We start from the raw sequence: 17,524 nt of genomic DNA on the forward strand, positions 1-17,524 counted from the left end.
TATCCACGGGGCGTCCGCATGCGCACGGGTTGCACCTATTAATCATAAAAAGTCGTTCCACACCCGTGGAATGCAGGATGGAGAGCACATGCAACAACGAACGAAGATCGCATTGGCCGTCGCGCTTGCGCTGCCGGCAATGAGCGCCATCGCGCAGGAAGCACTGCAGCGCGTCGAAGTGACCGGTTCCCGCATTCGCCAGGTCGACCTCGAGACCGCACAGCCGGTCCAGGTGATGAGCCAGGAACAGATCCAGAAGAGCGGCCTGGTCACCGTCGGTGACATCATCAACAGCATGTCCTCGGCGGGCGTTCCGGCGTTCAGCAAGGGCACGGCACTCGGCGCAGGCCGCGAACAGGGCGGTCAGTTCCTCGACATGCGCAACCTCGGCTCGCAACGCCTGCTGGTGCTGGTCGATGGCAAGCGCTGGAGCCAGTCGGTCAACGGCTATACCGACATGTCGACCATCCCGTCGGCACTGATCGAACGCGTCGAGATCCTGAAGGACGGCGCCTCGTCGATCTACGGTTCGGACGCGATCTCGGGCGTGGTCAACATCATCCTGAAGAAATCCATGCAGGGCGGCCAGGCCAGCATCTACCACGGCCAGAACGAAAAGAATGACGGCAAGACCAAGGATTACTCGATCTCCTACGGCGCCGGCGACGACAAGGCTTCGCTGCTGTTCGGCCTGACCCATACCGACCAGGGTCCGGTCTGGGCCAAGACCCGCGACATCACCGCCAGCACCAACGGCCCTGAGCGCGCGAACATCGGCCTGGGAACTGGCCCATGGGGCCGCATCCGCCAGGTCAGCGCGACCGGCGGTCCGACCGGCTTCGACCGCGTCATCAACCATACCGGCGGTCCCCTGGGCGATGGCGTCGGCGCCGATTCCCGCGATCCCAACAACTACCACACGTTCGCGAACAACGTAAACGACCTGTTCAACTCGACGAGCCAGATGCACTTCCTGACGCCGAGCAAGCTGACCTCGATCTTCGTCAAGGGCGAAGTGGCGTTGCCGTGGAATATGAACTTCAAGACCACCGCGATGTATGCCGACCGCCAGTCGTCGCGTAGCGTCGCCGGTTATCCGCTGAGCTCGACCTCGCAGGCGGCCTACCCGGTCTATGTCGACAAGGGCAGCTACTACAACCCGTACGGCAACTCGGTCGCCGGCGCCGGCAACGGCCAGGACCTGTTCTTCTACCGCCGCACCATCGACGTGCCGCGCGTGACCGACAATACCAACCGCACCCTGCACATCGACGCGACGTTGGAAGGCGAATTCGCCATCGCCAACAATCCGTGGAACTGGAGCGTCGGCTACAACCACAGCAAAGTCGAAGGCTCGGTCCGCGGCTACGGCGACCTGAACCTGCTGAACCTGAAGAAAGCCCTGGGTCCATCGTTCATGAACGCCTCGGGCGTCGTGCAGTGCGGCACCCCTGACGCGCCGATCGGCCTGGCCGCCTGCGTGCCGTTCAACATCCTGGGCGGCCCATCGGCCTCGACGCCGGAAGCGCTGGCCTATGTGATGTCCACCGCGCAGGCTACCTACGGCTCGACCGTCAACAGCGCCACCGCCGACCTGACCGGCGAACTGTTCCAGCTGCCAGCCGGTGGCGTGGGCGTCGCGGGCGGTTTCGAGTACCGTGAAGTGCGCGGCCAGGACGTTCCGGGCCAGTTCGAACAGTCCGGCTACTCGTCCAGCCTGGCCGGCAACGCGACCTACGGCCGCTACACCGTGCGCGAAGCCTACCTGGAAGCCAACGTGCCGCTGCTGAAAGGCGTGCCGTTCGCTGAACTGCTGAGCCTGAACGCGGCGACCCGCTACTCGGACTACTCGAACTTCGGCTCGACCACCAACAGCAAGTTCAGCTTCATGTGGAAACCGGTGCGCGACGTGCTGACCCGCGGTACCTATGCCGAAGGCTTCCGCTCGCCGACCCTGGGCGACACCTTCGGCGGCGGCTCGCAGACCTTCGCCAGCTACCTGGACGTGTGCGACAGCCTGCACGGCGAAGCGGCGCGCAACCCGACCGTCGCGTCCCGCTGCGCGGCCGCCGGCGTGCCGGCCGGCTTCCGCCAGAAGAACCAGACCGGCGCCGACGTCGGCGCGACCGGCGCCCAGACGCCGTTCCCATTCACCACCGGCGCCGGCAATGCCTTCCTGGAGCCGGAATCGGCCAAGACCCGCACCCTGGGCCTGGTCATCAGCCCGTCGGCCGTGCCTGGCCTGTCGGTGTCCGTGGACTGGTTCAACATCCGCATCGAGAACCTGATCACCGGCGTGTCGGCGACCAACACCCTGGAAGAGTGCTACGTCAACAACGTGTCGAACTTCTGCTCGCTGATCAAGCGTGACACGACCGGCCAGGTGGTCGACCTGCAAATCGGTAACACCAACCGCGGCAAGGTCGAGACCGAAGGCGTCGACGTGGCGATCAACTACCGCCTGCCACGCACCCGCTTCGGCCAGTTCAGCATCCGCAGCGAATCGACGTACACCGATTCGTACAAGCAGCAGTCGACCCTGGACACCGAATGGGTCGAATACGCCGGCGAATACGACATCTACCGCGTGAAGTCGAACACCTCGCTCGACTGGAGCATGGGCAACTGGAGCGCCACCTTCACCGCCCGCTTCTACAGCAGCCAGAAGAATCGCTGCTACTCGGCGACCCAGGCCATCTACTGCTCGGATCCAACCGCAGCGGCCAGCTGGGGCACCGGCTACAACCGTCATGGCGAGATGTGGTACGGCGACATGTCGGTCGGCTATGCGCTGCCGTGGAACGCGAAGCTCCTGTTCGGCGCGAACAACGTCTTCGACAAGAAGCCTGAAATCAACTACAGCGCAGGTTCGGCAACTGGCGGCAACTCGTCGTCGTCGTCGGTGTCGCCGGAACTGCCGATCGACCGCTTCTTCTACGTTCGCTACAACCAGGCGTTCTAAGCTTCAAGTCTCAAGCAATTTAATTGCGCAAAAAACCCGTCCGGCGCAAGCCGGGCGGGTTTTTTTACGCATTGCCAAATTTAGATCAATTATTGACTGCATAGTCAATTACTTGCAACATTGCCAACGGGTAAATACACATTTCTGCAACACATTTGTCATACATGCGTATATGCATTGACAGTGATGCGCCGCGAATGTTTTTATTGCTGACTTGAAAACTCGTTAAACCAATAAGTTGGCGTTTTTCAGGTAGTCGCTTCGCGACATTTTCGGTGGCAGTGCCCTTCCCATGGTGCCGCCGCGTTTTCACCCCTAGGAGTTTGCAACATGATGGAAACACTCTTGTCCCGGTCGGTCCGCGCGATCTGCCTCGGCGGCATGACCCTCGGCATGACCGCAGCGGTCGCACAGGAAGCATCGGCGCCGCTACAGCGCGTCGAAGTGACCGGTTCCCGTATCCGCCAAGTCGACCTGGAAACCGCACAGCCGATCCAGATCATGAACCAGGAACAGATCCAAAAAACTGGTCTGGTCACTGTTGGTGAAATCCTGAACAACCTGTCGTCGGCAGGCGCACCTGACTTCTCCCGCTCGGGTTCGCTGACTTCGAACAGCGAAATCGGCGGCCAGTACGTCAGCCTGCGTAACCTGGGCTCGAACCGCCTGCTGGTCCTGGTGGACGGCAAGCGCTGGACCCAGTCGGTCGATGGCTTCACCGACTTGTCGACCATCCCGTCGTCGATGATCGAGCGCATGGAAATCCTGAAGGATGGCGCCTCGGCAATCTATGGCTCGGACGCGATCGCAGGCGTGATCAACATCATCCTGAAGAAGAACATGCAGGGCGGCCAGCTGTCCATCTACACCGGCCAGAACGAAAAGAACGACGGCAAGAACAAGGACTTCTCGCTGAGCTACGGCGCAGGCGATGAAAAGGCCTCGCTGATGTTCGGCCTGTCGCACACCGAATCGGGCCGCGTGGGCACCATGACCCGCGCCATCAGCTCGTACACCAACGGTCCTGCCCATCCATTTGACGGTCTGGGCGCTGGTCCTTGGGGTCGCATCACCCCGGTCAACCCGCTGAGTGGCGGTTCGCTGTCGACCGGCCCTGGCAGCTTCAACCAGGTCATCAACCACACCGGCAGCTTCGACGGCCAGGGCGTGGGCACCGATTCGCGCAACCCGAACAACTACCACGCATACAACAACCAGATCGAGGATCGCTACAACTCGACCCAGGACATGGACTTGCTGATCCCAAGCAAGCTCGACACCCTGTTCGTCAAAGGCGAGATCGCGCTGCCGAAAGACATGCGCTTCAAGACCACCGCCATGTACTCGCAGCGTAGCGCGACGCAGACGGTCGCCGGCTACCCGCTGACCTCGATCAGCCAGCCGAACTACCCGGTCTACATCGACGCGAACAACTACTACAACCCGTACGGCAATCAAGTCGCCGGCGCCGGCCTGGGCCAAGACCTGTTCTTCGCCCGTCGTACCATCGAGCTCAAGCGTGTCACCGAGACCGAAAACCGCACCCTGCACGTCGATGCCACCCTCGAGGGTGACTTCATGGTCAAGGACCTGGCGTGGAACTGGAGCGCTGGCTACAACCACAGCAAAGTGTCCGGCTCGCAATTCGGCACCGGTAACATCAACCTGCTGAACCTGAAGCGCGCCCTGGGCCCGTCGTTCATGAACGCCGCCGGCGTCGTGCAGTGCGGTACCCCGGACGATCCGATCGGCCTGTCGTCGTGCGTGCCGTTCAACATCCTGGGCGGCCCATCGGCTTCGACCCCGGAAGCGCTGGCCTACGTCAACTCGACCGGCCAGTCGACCTACGGTTCGACCGTCAACAGCGCCACCGCCGATATCGCCGGTGAACTGTTCCAGCTGCCAGCCGGCGCGCTGGGCCTGGCAGTCGGTATCGAGCACCGCGAAGTCAAGGGCCAGGAAGTTCCAGGCCAGTTCGAGCAATCGGGCTACTCGACCGACCTGGCTGGCAATGCCACCTACGGCCGCTACACCGTGCGTGAAGCCTACGCTGAGCTGAACATCCCGGTCCTGAAAGACCTGCCGTTCGCAGACCTGCTGAGCTTCAACGTGGCCACCCGCCACTCGGACTACAGCAACTTCGGCGTGACCAACAACAGCAAGGTCAGCTTCATGTACAAGCCGGTCAACGACCTGCTGGTTCGCGGCACCTGGGCTGAGGGCTTCCGCGCTCCAACCCTGGGCGACACCTTCGGTGGCGGCTCGCAGTCGTTCGACACCTTCCTGGATCCTTGCGACACCCAGTACGGCGAAGCATCGCGTGACCCAGCTGTCCAGGCACGTTGCCTGGCATCGGGCACCAGCGCCACCTATCGCCAGGTGAACCAGGCCGGCACCCCGATCCCGAGCGCCGTCGGCGTCCAGTCGACCGTCGCCTTCAACACCGGCGCCGGCAATGCCTTCCTGGAACCTGAAACCGCGAAGACCCGCACCGTCGGCTTCGTGTACAGCCCGTCGTTCATTCCTGGCTTCAGCGTTGGCCTGGACTGGTACAACATCCAGATCGAAAACCGCATCACCGCGATCAGCGCAACCTACGTTGCTAACGAGTGCTTCATCAACGGCAGCTCGAACTTCTGCTCGGCGATCCGTCGCGACCCGGTCTCGGGCCAGATCACGACGCTGTCGCGCGGTAACGCCAACCTGGGTAACATGGAAACCGAAGGCCTGGACCTGGCGATCAACTATCGCCTGCCACGCACCGCCTACGGCCAGTTCAACCTGCGTAACGAAACCTCGTACGTCGACAAGTTCCGTACCCGCAGCGGCGCCGATTCGGAGTGGAACAACTACGCCGGCGAGTACTTCTACAACCGCGTGAAGTCGAACACCAACGTCGACTGGGCACTGGGCAACTGGGGCGCCACCTGGGGCTTCCGTTACTACAGCCCAGTGAAGGACAATTGCTACACCTCGACCATCGAGTGCAATATGCCTGACTACGAAGCGACCTTCGGTACCGGCGCCAACAAACTGGGTTCGGTCACGATCCACGACGTCAGCGTGAACTACAAGACCAGCTGGGACGGCCGCATCCTGTTCGGTATCAACAACGTCTTCGACAAGTCGCCACGCACCGTGTACAACACGCAAGCGTCGGCAGCTTCGGTGGATGCAGATACCTCGCTGGACCGCTTCTTCTACGTCCGCTACACCCAGAACTTCTAATGGAACGGGGTCGCAAGACCCCTTCCTGAAAAGTTCAGTGAATGCCCGTCCGGCCTTGCCGGGCGGGCATTTTTTACATGGTCGCCCCACCCTGCCGCCGCCGACGCGGTATCATGGCGGTTTGCCCGCGCCACGCGCCGCCCCCTTCCCCTCTGTATGACCATCAAACTCAAGAACGATAAAGACATCGCCAAGATGCGCGTTGCCGGCCGCCTCGCCGCCGAAGTGCTGGAAATGATCAAGCAATACGTCGTGCCCGGCGTCTCCACCGAAGAACTCGACCGCCGCTGCCACGACTACATCCGCAAGGTGCAGAAGGCCACGCCGGCCAACGTCGGCTATCACGGCTTTCCCAAGACCCTGTGCACCTCGATCAACGGCGTGGTCTGCCACGGCATCCCGAGCGAGAAGGACGTGCTGCAGGACGGCGACATCGTCAACATCGACGTCACCGTGATCAAGGACGGCTGGCACGGCGACACCAGCCGCATGTACTTCGCCGGCACGCCAAGTCCTGAAGCAAAAAAGCTGGTCGACACGACCTATGAAGCGATGATGGCCGGGATCCGCGCCGTGCGTCCGGGCGCGCGCCTGGGCGACGTCGGCCACGCGATCCAGAAGCTGGCCGAAGGCGCCGGCTACTCGGTGGTGCGCGACTACTGCGGCCACGGCATCGGCCGCGTCTACCACGAAGAGCCGCAGGTGCTGCACTACGGCCGCCCGAACACCGGCCTGCTGCTCAAGGAAGGCATGACCTTCACGGTCGAGCCGATGATCAATATTGGCGAGGAAGACGTGATCCAGCTCGATGACGGCTGGACCGTGCTGACGCGCGACGGTTCGCTGTCGGCGCAATGGGAACACATGATCGTGGTGACGAAGAACGGCTTCGAGATCCTGACGCCCTGGCCGGACGCGAAATAAGGCACGTCGATAACGGAAACCCGGCCATGGCCGGGTTTCTTTTTTCAGGCGACGGACATCACCTGGCCATCAGAAGCTGTAGCGCGCCGATGCCGTGAAATAGCGGCCGTAAGGATTGTGCAATCCTTCGTTGTAGCCGGCCAGCGGGGCGCCGTTGTTGGCGCCGTAGCGCGGGTCGAACGGCGCAGCCTTGTCGAACAGGTTCTGGACGTTGAAGGTCAGCGCCAGGTTCTTGACACCGGTATAGGTGTAGCCGACGCCGAAACGCACCCACTCCTTGACCTTGCAGTCCGGGAACTCGCCGAGATAACCCGGCACCGCGATGCTGGCGCTCGGCATGCTCGGGCTGGTCGCCGGCTGGTAGTGGCAGAACGCCTGGTCATACACGGTGTCATTGTCGTACTTGCGCAGCAGCGAGACCGGACCGGTGTAGTTGACGTTGGCGCTGAAGGCGTGATTGCCCTTGGTCAGCGAGGCCGACACCTGCGTCTTCCAGCGCGGCAGGTCGATGCCGTTCGACAGGTTCCAGTCCAGCAGGCCGGCGCTGTAGCCCACCAGGTTGTGCTCGGCGTCGCCAGCTTCCTGCTGCAGGGTGTACGAGTGCATATAGGCCGAGGTCAGCTTGGCGGTGAAATTGCCCCACTCACCCAGGTTCTTGCGAAAGGCCATGTCGATGTCGACGCCGCGCACTTCGACCGAGCCCTTGTTCAGCCACGGCTCGCGCACCATCAGCAACGGTCCGGTGCCCGGGATCGGCAGGCCGTTGGCGTCGGTGACGAAATTGGCCTCATTCTGGTCGCGCACGACCAGGCCCGGGTTGCTGTCCTCGTTACGCAGCGCGTCGAAGGCCGAGCCCAGCGCGACTTCGCCCTCCTTGCGGATCTTGTAGAAATCCAGGCCGATGTCGAAGTTCGGGGTTGGCGAGAACAGGATGCCGAAGGTGTAGCTCTTCGACTCTTCCGGCCGCAGGTCGGGGTTGGCGCCGCCCGTGCCCGAGGCCGACTTGTTGCAGTCCGCCTCGGTGGCGTTGGGTTTCGGCGTTTCCTCGTCGGTCTCGCAGCGTTTTGGATCGAACAGCCCGGTCAGGAAGAACTGGGCGCCGCCCGGCGTCACCTGCGACAGGGCCGGTGCGCGGAAGCCCTCCGAATAGGTGCCGCGCAAGGCCAGGCTGCTGGTGGCAGTCCACTTGGCGCCGACCTTCGGCACGAAATTGGTCTTGATGCCCGGGTATTTGTCCCAGCGGCCGGCGAAATCCATCTCGAAGTTGGTGAAGAACGGCGTGCGCACCTCGACGAAGGCCGACTTGACGTCGCGCTCGCCGTCGATGATGGTGTTGGCCAGGCCGTAGATCTGGCCCGACGACAGCAGCGCGTTGGGCACCATGACCAGTTTTTCGCGGCGCGCCTCGGCGCCCACCGCGACGCCGATCGCGCCGCCCTGCAACTGGCCGAACGTGGTAGTCGCCTTCACGTCGAAGTGGGTAATCGACGACTTGTCGTCGCTGCTGGTGCTGCGGAACAGGTCCGGATTGTTCGACAACTGGGCCAGGGTGGCGCCCTCGTTCAGCGTGCGCAGCGCCGGCAGGTAGAGCCGGCCGTTATAGGTGTCTTCGCGCCGCGCCTCGTTGTACAGCAGGCCGACTTCCCAGTCCCAGTTGAAGTGCGTGCCCTGCAGGCCGGTGAGGAACCTGGCCTGTTCGTTGATGGTCTCGGTGCCGGTTGGCGCATTCTCGAAGCGGTAGGCGACCGAGGCGCGCGCATTCGGGAACGGGTTGTCCGGGTGGCCGGCGGGCAGGATGGTCTGGTAGCTCGGGGCCACGCCGGTGGCGGTGAAGTTGGTCACCGGCGTGGTGTTGATCGTGATCGGGCTGGTCGTGTACTGACGCTCGGTGCGGGCATAGGCCGCTTCGGCGAAGGCGCGTACGTTCGGCCCGAGCTTGATGGCGCCGCGGGTCAGGAGATTGGCATCCTTGCCCTCGCCCGTGCCTTCCAGGTTCTGGTTGGTGTCGTAGTTGCAGAAGGTGCGGCCGATGAAGACGCTGGTGGCGGCCAGGCCCATCGAGGTCGAGCCGACCAGCTGGCGCGACGGATCGCAATTGGTGGTCACGCGCAGGCGGTCGGCGGCATTGGCCTGGGTGGCGGTGAACTGGCCGGAGCCCGGCGCGGTCTCGCGGTAGAAGATGGGCGAGCCCGAGATCGTGCTGCCGTAGGGCGTGGCGTAGCGGTTCGACAGGCGGCGGTACTGGTCGAACTCGATGTCCTTGACGTCTTCGCGCAGCACGCGGTCGCGCTCGGACAGGTCGGCCGTGAAGAACACATTGTAGCCGTCGGACTCCAGGTCGCCGGTGCCGGCCACCACGTTCACGCCCTTGCGCTTGAACTTGCCGTCGTCATTGGCGCTGGCGCGCGCCGAGATCTCGGCGCCATTGTAGTTGGAGCGGGTGATGAAGTTGATCACGCCGCCGATCGCATCCGAACCGTACACGGCCGAGGCGCCGTCGCGCAGGATCTCAACCCGCTCGAGGGCCGCGATCGGGATCGAGTTCAGGTCGTACAGGGTGGAATTGCCGTCGTTCGGATCGGCATAGGCGGCCGGCGCCATGCGGCGGCCGTTGAGCAGCACCAGGGTCGAGGTCGACGACAGGCCGCGCAGCGACGCACTCGAGACGCCGCGCGAAAAGCCGCCGTCGTTGGTGTCGAGATTGACGTCGCTGCCCATCGCGGGCACCAGGCGGATCAGTTCGGTGACCGTCGCGGCGCCGGTCTCGCGGATATCCTTGGCCGTGATGACCTGGATCGGCTGTGTGCCTTCCTTGTCGGTGCGCTTCAGGTTGGACCCGGTGACGTACACGGTTTGCGCGCCCTCGGTTCCGGTGTTTTGCGCCGCGGCGAAAGGTGCGGCTGAAAGCGCCGTGGCGACGGCGATGACGCTGTACTTCAAGAGTGGCTGTTTCATTGTTTTGCTCTCTGCGTTTGTCGTTTTTTTAGACCTGCGTCATGTATGCATGGATACATACATCAACGCAGTCTCTCAGACGAATGCCGGAAAGGAAACTGGATGTTTAACAATCTACCCGTGCAACATAAATTCTGTTGTAAATATATAACATCAAACTTTATTAAACAAAAACCGAATTCTCTTATAATTTATTTGGCATAAGCGTTGAATTTTGAGCTCCATCTTCCGCCCGCAAGTACGCTAGTTATATGTATATTTGTGAAATATCAAAAACCATGTGACCTTTTGCAAAAAAGGCGATGGACGAAAAAAAAGCCCTGGACACCGCAATGGCGTCCAGGGCTGGGATGACGGCCGGGCTGATTACTTGGCGTTCATCAGCGCGACAGTGGTGTCGAGCATACGGTTCGAGAAGCCCCACTCGTTGTCGTACCACGAAGTCACTTTCACCAGGCGACCCGAGACCTTGGTGAGCGTGGCGTCGAAGTTCGACGATGCCGGGTTGTGGTTGAAGTCGACCGAGACCAGCGGATCGGTGTTGTAGGTCAGGATATCCTTCAGCGGGCCTTCGGCTGCGGCCTTCTTCATGATCTCGTTGATCTCTTCGACCGTGGTGTCGCGCTTGGCGATGAACGACAGGTCGACGATCGACACATTGATGGTCGGCACGCGAATCGCGAAGCCGTCCAGCTTGCCGTTCAGTTCCGGCAGCACCAGGCCGACCGCGGCAGCGGCGCCGGTCTTGGTCGGGATCATCGACTGGGTAGCCGAACGGGCGCGGCGCAGGTCTTCGTGCATCACGTCGGTTAGCACCTGGTCGTTGGTGTAGGCGTGCACGGTGGTCATCAGGCCGGTTTCCAGGCCGATGGCGTCATGCAGCGGCTTGACCAGCGGGGCCAGGCAGTTGGTGGTGCACGAAGCGTTCGAAATCACGGTGTCGGTCGACTTCAGCACGTCCTGGTTCACGCCGAACACGACGGTCGCGTCGACGTCCTTGCCGCCCGGTGCCGAGATGATGACCTTCTTGGCGCCGCCCTTCAGGTGGGCCGAGGCTTTCTCTTTGGTGGTGAAGAAGCCGGTGCATTCCAGGACGACGTCCACGCCCAGCTCACCCCATGGGATCTCGGCCGGGTTACGCTGCGCGAACACACGGATCTTGTCGCCATTGACGATCATGTTATCGCCCTCGACCGTGACGGTGCCCGGGAACTTGCCGTGGGCGGTGTCGTAGCGGGTCAGGTGGGCGTTCGATTCGGCGTTGCCGAGGTCGTTGATCGCCACGATCTGGATGTCTTGTTTCTTGCCGCCTTCATAGAAGGCGCGCAGGACGTTGCGGCCGATACGGCCATAACCATTGATTGCAACTTTGATCGTCATGCTGTGCTCCTGATTAGAAAAAAACTTTTTTCGTAACGAACATAGTAAAACGGGCCACCCCTTCAGGAGCAGCCCGCATGCAGCGAATGCTTATGCTGCGATAACTTCTTTCGCTTTCGCGACGACGTTCTCGACGGTGAAGCCGAAGTGCTTGAACAGCACCGGCGCCGGCGCCGATTCGCCGAAGGTGTCGATGCCGACCACGGCGCCTTCCAGGCCCACGTACTTGTACCAGAAGGCGGTCACGCCGGCTTCGATGGCAACGCGCGGCACGCCTTTGGTCAGGACGCTTGCCTTGTAGGCGGCGTCCTGGCGATCGAACACGTCGGTCGACGGCATCGAGACCACGCGTGCGGCGATGCCCTCGCCTGCCAGCGCGTCGGCCGCCTTGACTGCCAGTTCGACCTCGGAACCGGTGGCGATCAGGATGACTTTGGCGTCGGCGCTGTCGCGCAGCACGTAGCCGCCCTTGGCGATGTCGCTCACTTGCGCCGCTTCACGCGCCATGAACGGCAGGTTCTGGCGCGAGAAGATCAGGGTCGATGGACCGTCCTTGCGCTGCACCGCCGCGCCCCACGCCACCGCCGATTCGACGGTGTCGCATGGACGCCAGTTGTCCAGGCCAGGAATCAGGCGCAGCGACGAGACGTGCTCGATCGACTGGTGGGTCGGGCCGTCTTCGCCCAGGCCGATCGAATCGTGGGTGAACACCGAGATCGAACGGATCTTCATCAGGGAAGCCATGCGCAGGGCATTGCGGCTGTAGTCCGAGAAGGTCAGGAAGGTCGCGCCGAACGGGATGAAGCCGCCGTGCAGGGCCACGCCGTTCTGGATCGCCGACATGCCGAATTCGCGCACGCCGTAGTTGATGTGGTTGCCGGCGATGCCCGAACGCACAGGCACCGATTCCTTCCAGTTGGTCAGGTTCGAGCCGGTCAGGTCGGCCGAGCCGCCCAGGAATTCAGGCAGCACCGGGGCCAGGGCCTGGATCGCGTTCTGCGAGGCCTTGCGGGTGGCGATGGTCTCGGCCTTGTCGACGCAGGCGGCGATCGCCGCGTCCAGGGTCTTGCTGAAATCGGCCGGCAGGTCGCCCTTCATGCGGCGCTCGAATTCGGCAGCCAGCTCGGGGTGGGCGCCGCGGTAGGCCGCGAACAGCGTGTTCCATTCACCTTCGGCTTGCGCGCCGCGTTCTTTCGCGTCCCAGGCTTCGTACAGCTCGGCCGGGATGTCGAACGGGATCGGATCCCAGATCAGGTGCTTGCGCACGGCAGCGATCTCGGCGTCGCCCAGCGGCGCGCCGTGGACCTTGTCGCCGCCTTCCAGGTTCGGGGCGCCCTTGCCGATGATGGTCTTGCAGCAGATCAGGGTCGGACGATCCGACTGTTTCGCCTGCTCGATGGCCGCGTCGATGTCTTTCACGCTGTGGCCGTCGACCTTCGGAATCACGTTCCAGCCATATGCTTTGAACCGTTCCTGGGTGTCGTCCGTGAACCAGCCTTCCACGCGGCCGTCGATCGAGATGCCGTTGTCGTCGTACAGCCAGATCAGCTTGTTCAGGCGCAGGGTGCCGGCCAGCGACGCCACTTCGTGCGAGATGCCTTCCATCAGGCAGCCGTCGCCCAGGAAGGCGTAGGTGTAGTGATCCACCACGTCGTAGCCTGGACGGTTGAACTCGTTACCCAGCAGCCATTCGGCCAGCGCCATGCCGACCGAGTTGGCGATGCCCTGGCCCAGCGGACCGGTGGTGGTCTCCACGCCCGGGGTGATGCCGACTTCCGGGTGGCCCGGGGTCTTCGAGTGCATCTGGCGGAAGTCGCGCAGGTCGTCCATCGACAGGTCGTAGCCGGCCAGGTGCAGCAGCGCATAGTGCAGCATCGAGCCGTGGCCGTTCGACAGCAGGAAGCGGTCGCGGTTCGACCAGCCCGGATTGGCCGGATTGTGGCGGTAGTGCTTGTCCCACAGTGCGACGGCAATCTCGGCCATGCCCATCGGCATGCCCGGGTGGCCCGAGTTGGCTTTCTGGACGGCGTCCATCGCCAGCGCGCGGATCGCGTTGGCCATCAGGGTGGTGGTTTGCGTAGATTTCATGGAGATCGTGGATCAGGGATAGGAAAGCGATGGCCCGCGAGGCCGTAGCCCGTTATTCTACCAGACCGGGGTGCGGCCGATTTAAAATGCAGGTTTATTCCTTTAACGCAAGCCCACGCTGCGCACCCACAGAATGCCCCGTTTTTATTGCCCCCAGCCGCTCGCCATCGGCGCGAGCGTCGACCTGCCGGAAGCCGTCGCCCACCACCTGCACGTGGTGCGCCTGCAGCCGGGCGCGGCGCTCACCCTGTTCAATGGCGAAGGCGGCCAGTACCGCGCCACCCTGCTGGAAACCGGCAAGCGTCGCGCCACCGCGACGGTCGACGCCTTCGAGGACGCCGAGGCCGAGGCGCCCTACCCCGTCACCCTGGCCCAGGGCTTGCCGGAAGGCTCGAAGATGGACTGGATCGTGGAAAAGGCGGTCGAACTGGGCGTGGCCGCGATCCAGCCGCTGGCCGCGCAGCGCAGCGTGGTGCGCCTGACCGGCGAGCGGGCCGAGAAACGGCAGGCCCACTGGCAGGGCGTGATCGTGGCCGCCTCCGAGCAGTGCGGCCGCAACCGGCTGGCGCGGCTGCATCCGCTGGCCGACGTACAGCCGTGGCTGGCGGCGCCGGCCGGGGGCGTGCGCATCCTGCTCAGCCCGCGCGCGACCGAATCGCTGGCCGGCTGGGCACGCGCCAATGCGCCGCAGCCGGTAACTTTCCTGATCGGCCCCGAAGGCGGCCTCACGCCGCAAGAAGAAGCCGCGGCCATTGCCGCCGGCGCCCTGTCCCTGTCGATGGGACCGCGCGTGCTGCGCACCGAGACCGCCGGCCTGGCGGCGCTGGCGGTGCTGGCCGGGGCCTGGGGCGGGATCTGAGCGGTCCGCCAAATACATTCTATTGTTAACGTAAAAAAACGTCGTTCCCGCGAAGGCGGGAACCCAAGTACTGCTTGCGTGTCGAAACGCTTGCAACCTTAGGTTCCCGCCTACGCGGGAACGACGTGCTGAGGCAGCTGGCCTAAGACTTAGAACGTATAGTTCGCGCCCAGGCTGAAGAAGCGACCCACCGCGCCAGGCTGGTGCAGCGAGGCGTTGTACGAGGTCTGGTTGCCCGCGTTGCCGTAGGTGGCGACGTCATACGGGGCTTCCTTGTCGAACAGGTTCAGAATCGCGCCGCGGATGGTCAGGTTCTCGGTGACCTTGTAGCTCACGTTCAGGTTGGTCGAGGTGAACGAGGACACGTCGCAGTACCATGCCGGCTGGACCAGGCCCTGGAAGTAAGGACGGCCGCCGACGTTGGTGCCGGTCGAGGCGCAATCGGTCTCGCCCAGGGCCGGGTCGAAGGTCGAGAAGCCGCTCGTGTAGTTCACGGTGGCGGTCACGTCCAGCGGGCCGCGGGCATAGCCGAGGGTGAACTGGGCACGGTCTTTCGGGTTGCCGGTGGCGCCGCCGACCGACGATGGACCCTGGGTACCGGCCAGCTGGTAGCTGGCGCCCGCCACTTCGGTCTCATAGCCGAACACGTGAGCCGCGCTCAGGTTGGCCGTGATGGTGCCCATATCGCCCAGGCGCCAGCGATAGCGCACGTCCGCTTCGATGCCGTGGGTCTCGGTGCTGCCGGCATTGATGTACGGCGACAGGCCGTACAGGATCGGACCGGCGGCAGGCGTGCCCACCGCGGTGGTGTTGCCGGAGCCGGTCGCGATGTCGATCGGCGCCGCCGGGCCGCGCACCCAGGTCGGGGTGAAGCTCGGATCGTTGCCGGCCTGGGTCACGATCAGGTTCTTGATCTGGATCTTGTAGTAGTCCAGGGTCATGTTCAGGCCGCGCATTGGCTCGAGGATGACGCCGAAGGTGTACGACTTCGACTTCTCGGGCTGCAGGTCAGGATTGGTGGTCTGGACGTATGGCGGGCTGAACGAGCAGGCCGACGGCACGTTGCCGGCCGTGGTCTGGCTGCCGTTGGCGCACAGGATCGGGTCGCTGATCGCATTGAAGGTGAAGAAGGAACCCGCATTGCCGACCTCGGCCGGGGCCGGCGCGCGGAAGCCGCGCGCGAAGGTGCCGCGCAGGCCGATCTGCTGGCTCGGCGTCCACTTGAAGTTGGCCGACGGCGTGAACGAACGGCCGTAGGTGTCGTAGTGGTCATAACGGCCGGCCAGGCCGACTTCGACGTTCTTGATCGGGGTCGCTTGCAACTCTGCGAAGGCAGCCTTGTTGGTCTCTTCGCCGATGGTGAAGGCAGAGGTGTTGGCGACCGAACCGTTGGCCGTCAGGCTCGACGGTGGCGCATCCTGCTCGCGCTTGTGCCAGTGCAGGCCGGCCGCGAAGTTGAGCGGACCGGCGCCAAAGCTCGACAGCAGCTCGCGCGAACCGATCAGGTCGGCGTAATTCAGGGTCGACTCGATCTTGTTGCTGAAGCGCGGCGACACCTGGCTCATGACGGCCGGCGAGTTGTTGCCCAGCACATTGAAGGTGCCGTTACGCAGTGCGGCGTAGAGCGCGTTGCGGTTGACGTAGCCGCTATAGTCGAGGTCGTTCTTGACCTTGGTGGCGCCGACCGAGGCGGTCACGTCCCAACCATAGGCGCTGCCGATCAGGTCTGCCGAGAAGCGGGTCGCGGTCGACTCGTTCTTGGTGGTCAGGGCGGCGCCGATATCCGGGATGAAGCCGTACAGGCGGGCATTCTGGCCGAACGGATTGGTGACGTTGGCGCCGACCTGGGCGCCCGGTGCGAAGGTCGTGTCCGGCACAGCGCCCACGCGCGGGGTCAGCACGCCGTCGACCAGGGTGGTGGTGCCGCTGAAGGCGGTCGGATTGAACTGCAGCGGCGAGGTGCCCGCGCCGTTGCGGTTGTTGGTGCTTTCGCGGCGGAACAGCGAGCCCTTGAACTGCACTTCCCAGTCTTCGCTCAGCTTCTTGGTCATGCCGACCAGGACGTTGACGTTCTCGGTTGGCGGCTGGATGAACGATTCGGTATCGCGCACCGAGCAACCACCGGCGCGATATTTGGTGAAGTTACAGTTCGGATCCAGGAACTGGTAGTTGGCCGGGTTGTTGACGTTCGTCACGCCCGCCGGGTTGTTCGGATTGGCCGGGTTGTACAGGAAGGGGCTGCTCGACGCGGTCAGGAAGTTGTTGATGTTGGTCGGCACGCCCAGGGTCAGGTCGTTGCCGCCGCGTGCGCGCCAGTCGCGGTTGGCGTAGCCGAAGTTTTCGCGGTCGGCCACGTAGATCGGATCCTGCTTGCGGTACTCGGCGGTGATGAAGGCGTTGTAGCCATCGGCGCCCAGGTCACCGATGCCGGTGCTGATCGAGGCGCGCTTGGTCTTGCCGCCGCCGTGCTGGGTGTCGCCCACTTCGGCCGACAGGCGGGTGCCGTTCAGGTTTTTCTTGAGCTTGATGTTGATCACGCCCGCGATCGCGTCGGAGCCGTACAGCGAGGAAGCGCCGCTTTTCAGCACTTCGATGCTCTCGATGGCGTCGAACGGGATCGCCGACACGTCGACGAAGGAGCGCTGGGCGTCGTCCGACAGCGGATACGGCGCCATGCGGTGGCCGTCGATCAGCACCAGGGTGGCGCCGACGGTCAGGCCGCGCAGCGAGATACCCGATGCGCCGTTGGCGAAGGCGCCGGCAAAGCCGGTGCCCAGGGTGCCGGCGCCGTTGGCGGCCAGGTCGGTCAGCAGTTCGGCGACCGAGGTCTTGCCGCTCTTCTGGATATCGGCCGCGGTCAACACCTGGATCGGGGTCGGCGTTTCGGTATTGGTGCGGCTGATCAGCGAGCCGGTCACCACCACACGCTGCGGGCTTGCCTCGGCGTTGCCCTGCTGGGACTGAGCCATGGCCGGCGCTGCGCCGATCAGGGCGCCACTGGCGATCGCGCAGGCGATCGCAAAGGGCATCGACTTGAGTTTCAACATCATGTGTACTTCTCCTTGTGCTTTTCTTGTGAGTGGGTGCCTGCCGCAACATTGGTACCGACAATGTGCGGCATCCTCTCC

Annotated in this window: 8 protein-coding genes; 4 read left to right on the forward strand and 4 right to left on the reverse strand. The window is 63.5% G+C overall.

Annotated elements, in window-relative coordinates; all coding sequences use genetic code 11:
• Positions 1-88: 88 nt before the first annotated feature.
• The 3 genes from FVD38_RS19320 to map all read left to right on the forward strand — a co-directional run bounded on the left by FVD38_RS19320 (position 89) and on the right by map (position 7,114).
• On the forward strand, positions 89-2,962 hold the full coding sequence (locus FVD38_RS19320; RefSeq protein WP_147936328.1) for a TonB-dependent receptor plug domain-containing protein: 2,874 nt from the start codon (positions 89-91) through the stop codon (positions 2,960-2,962).
• Between the two features lie 330 nt (positions 2,963-3,292).
• Complete coding sequence (locus FVD38_RS19325) at positions 3,293-6,190, forward strand: TonB-dependent receptor domain-containing protein (RefSeq protein WP_147936329.1); 2,898 nt, start codon at positions 3,293-3,295, stop codon at positions 6,188-6,190.
• A gap of 156 nt (positions 6,191-6,346) precedes the next feature.
• Positions 6,347-7,114, forward strand: a complete 768-nt coding sequence (map, locus tag FVD38_RS19330; protein ID WP_147936330.1) for a type I methionyl aminopeptidase — start codon at positions 6,347-6,349, stop codon at positions 7,112-7,114.
• 69 nt (positions 7,115-7,183) lie between these two features.
• Here the strand turns inward: map and FVD38_RS19335 are convergent, their stop codons facing one another.
• From FVD38_RS19335 to tkt, 3 genes are all read right to left on the reverse strand, one after another.
• Positions 7,184-10,069: a TonB-dependent receptor domain-containing protein gene (locus tag FVD38_RS19335; protein WP_147936331.1), complete on the reverse strand. Its 2,886-nt coding sequence runs from the start codon at positions 10,067-10,069 to the stop codon at positions 7,184-7,186.
• Between the two features lie 366 nt (positions 10,070-10,435).
• The gene (gene gap / locus FVD38_RS19340; RefSeq protein WP_109344797.1) at positions 10,436-11,449 is read right to left on the reverse strand and encodes a type I glyceraldehyde-3-phosphate dehydrogenase; all 1,014 of its coding nucleotides are present in this window, start codon (positions 11,447-11,449) and stop codon (positions 10,436-10,438) included.
• Positions 11,450-11,539: 90 nt separating this feature from the next.
• Entirely contained in the window at positions 11,540-13,537 is a 1,998-nt protein-coding gene (tkt, locus tag FVD38_RS19345) for a transketolase (RefSeq protein WP_147936332.1), read from the reverse strand.
• A gap of 133 nt (positions 13,538-13,670) precedes the next feature.
• On the opposite strand from tkt, the gene FVD38_RS19350 reads away from it, so the two are divergent.
• Entirely contained in the window at positions 13,671-14,396 is a 726-nt protein-coding gene (locus tag FVD38_RS19350) for a 16S rRNA (uracil(1498)-N(3))-methyltransferase (RefSeq protein ID WP_147936333.1), read from the forward strand.
• Between the two features lie 149 nt (positions 14,397-14,545).
• Here FVD38_RS19350 and FVD38_RS19355 read toward each other — a convergent pair whose 3' ends face one another.
• A complete protein-coding gene (locus tag FVD38_RS19355) occupies positions 14,546-17,446 on the reverse strand; it encodes a TonB-dependent receptor plug domain-containing protein (RefSeq protein WP_229493839.1) in 2,901 nt (966 codons plus the stop codon).
• Between the last annotated feature and the right edge of the window lie 78 nt (positions 17,447-17,524).

Origin of the sequence: Massilia arenae (genome assembly GCF_008014745.1) — a bacterium.
In the GTDB taxonomy this organism is placed as follows: domain Bacteria; phylum Pseudomonadota; class Gammaproteobacteria; order Burkholderiales; family Burkholderiaceae_D; genus Telluria; species Telluria arenae.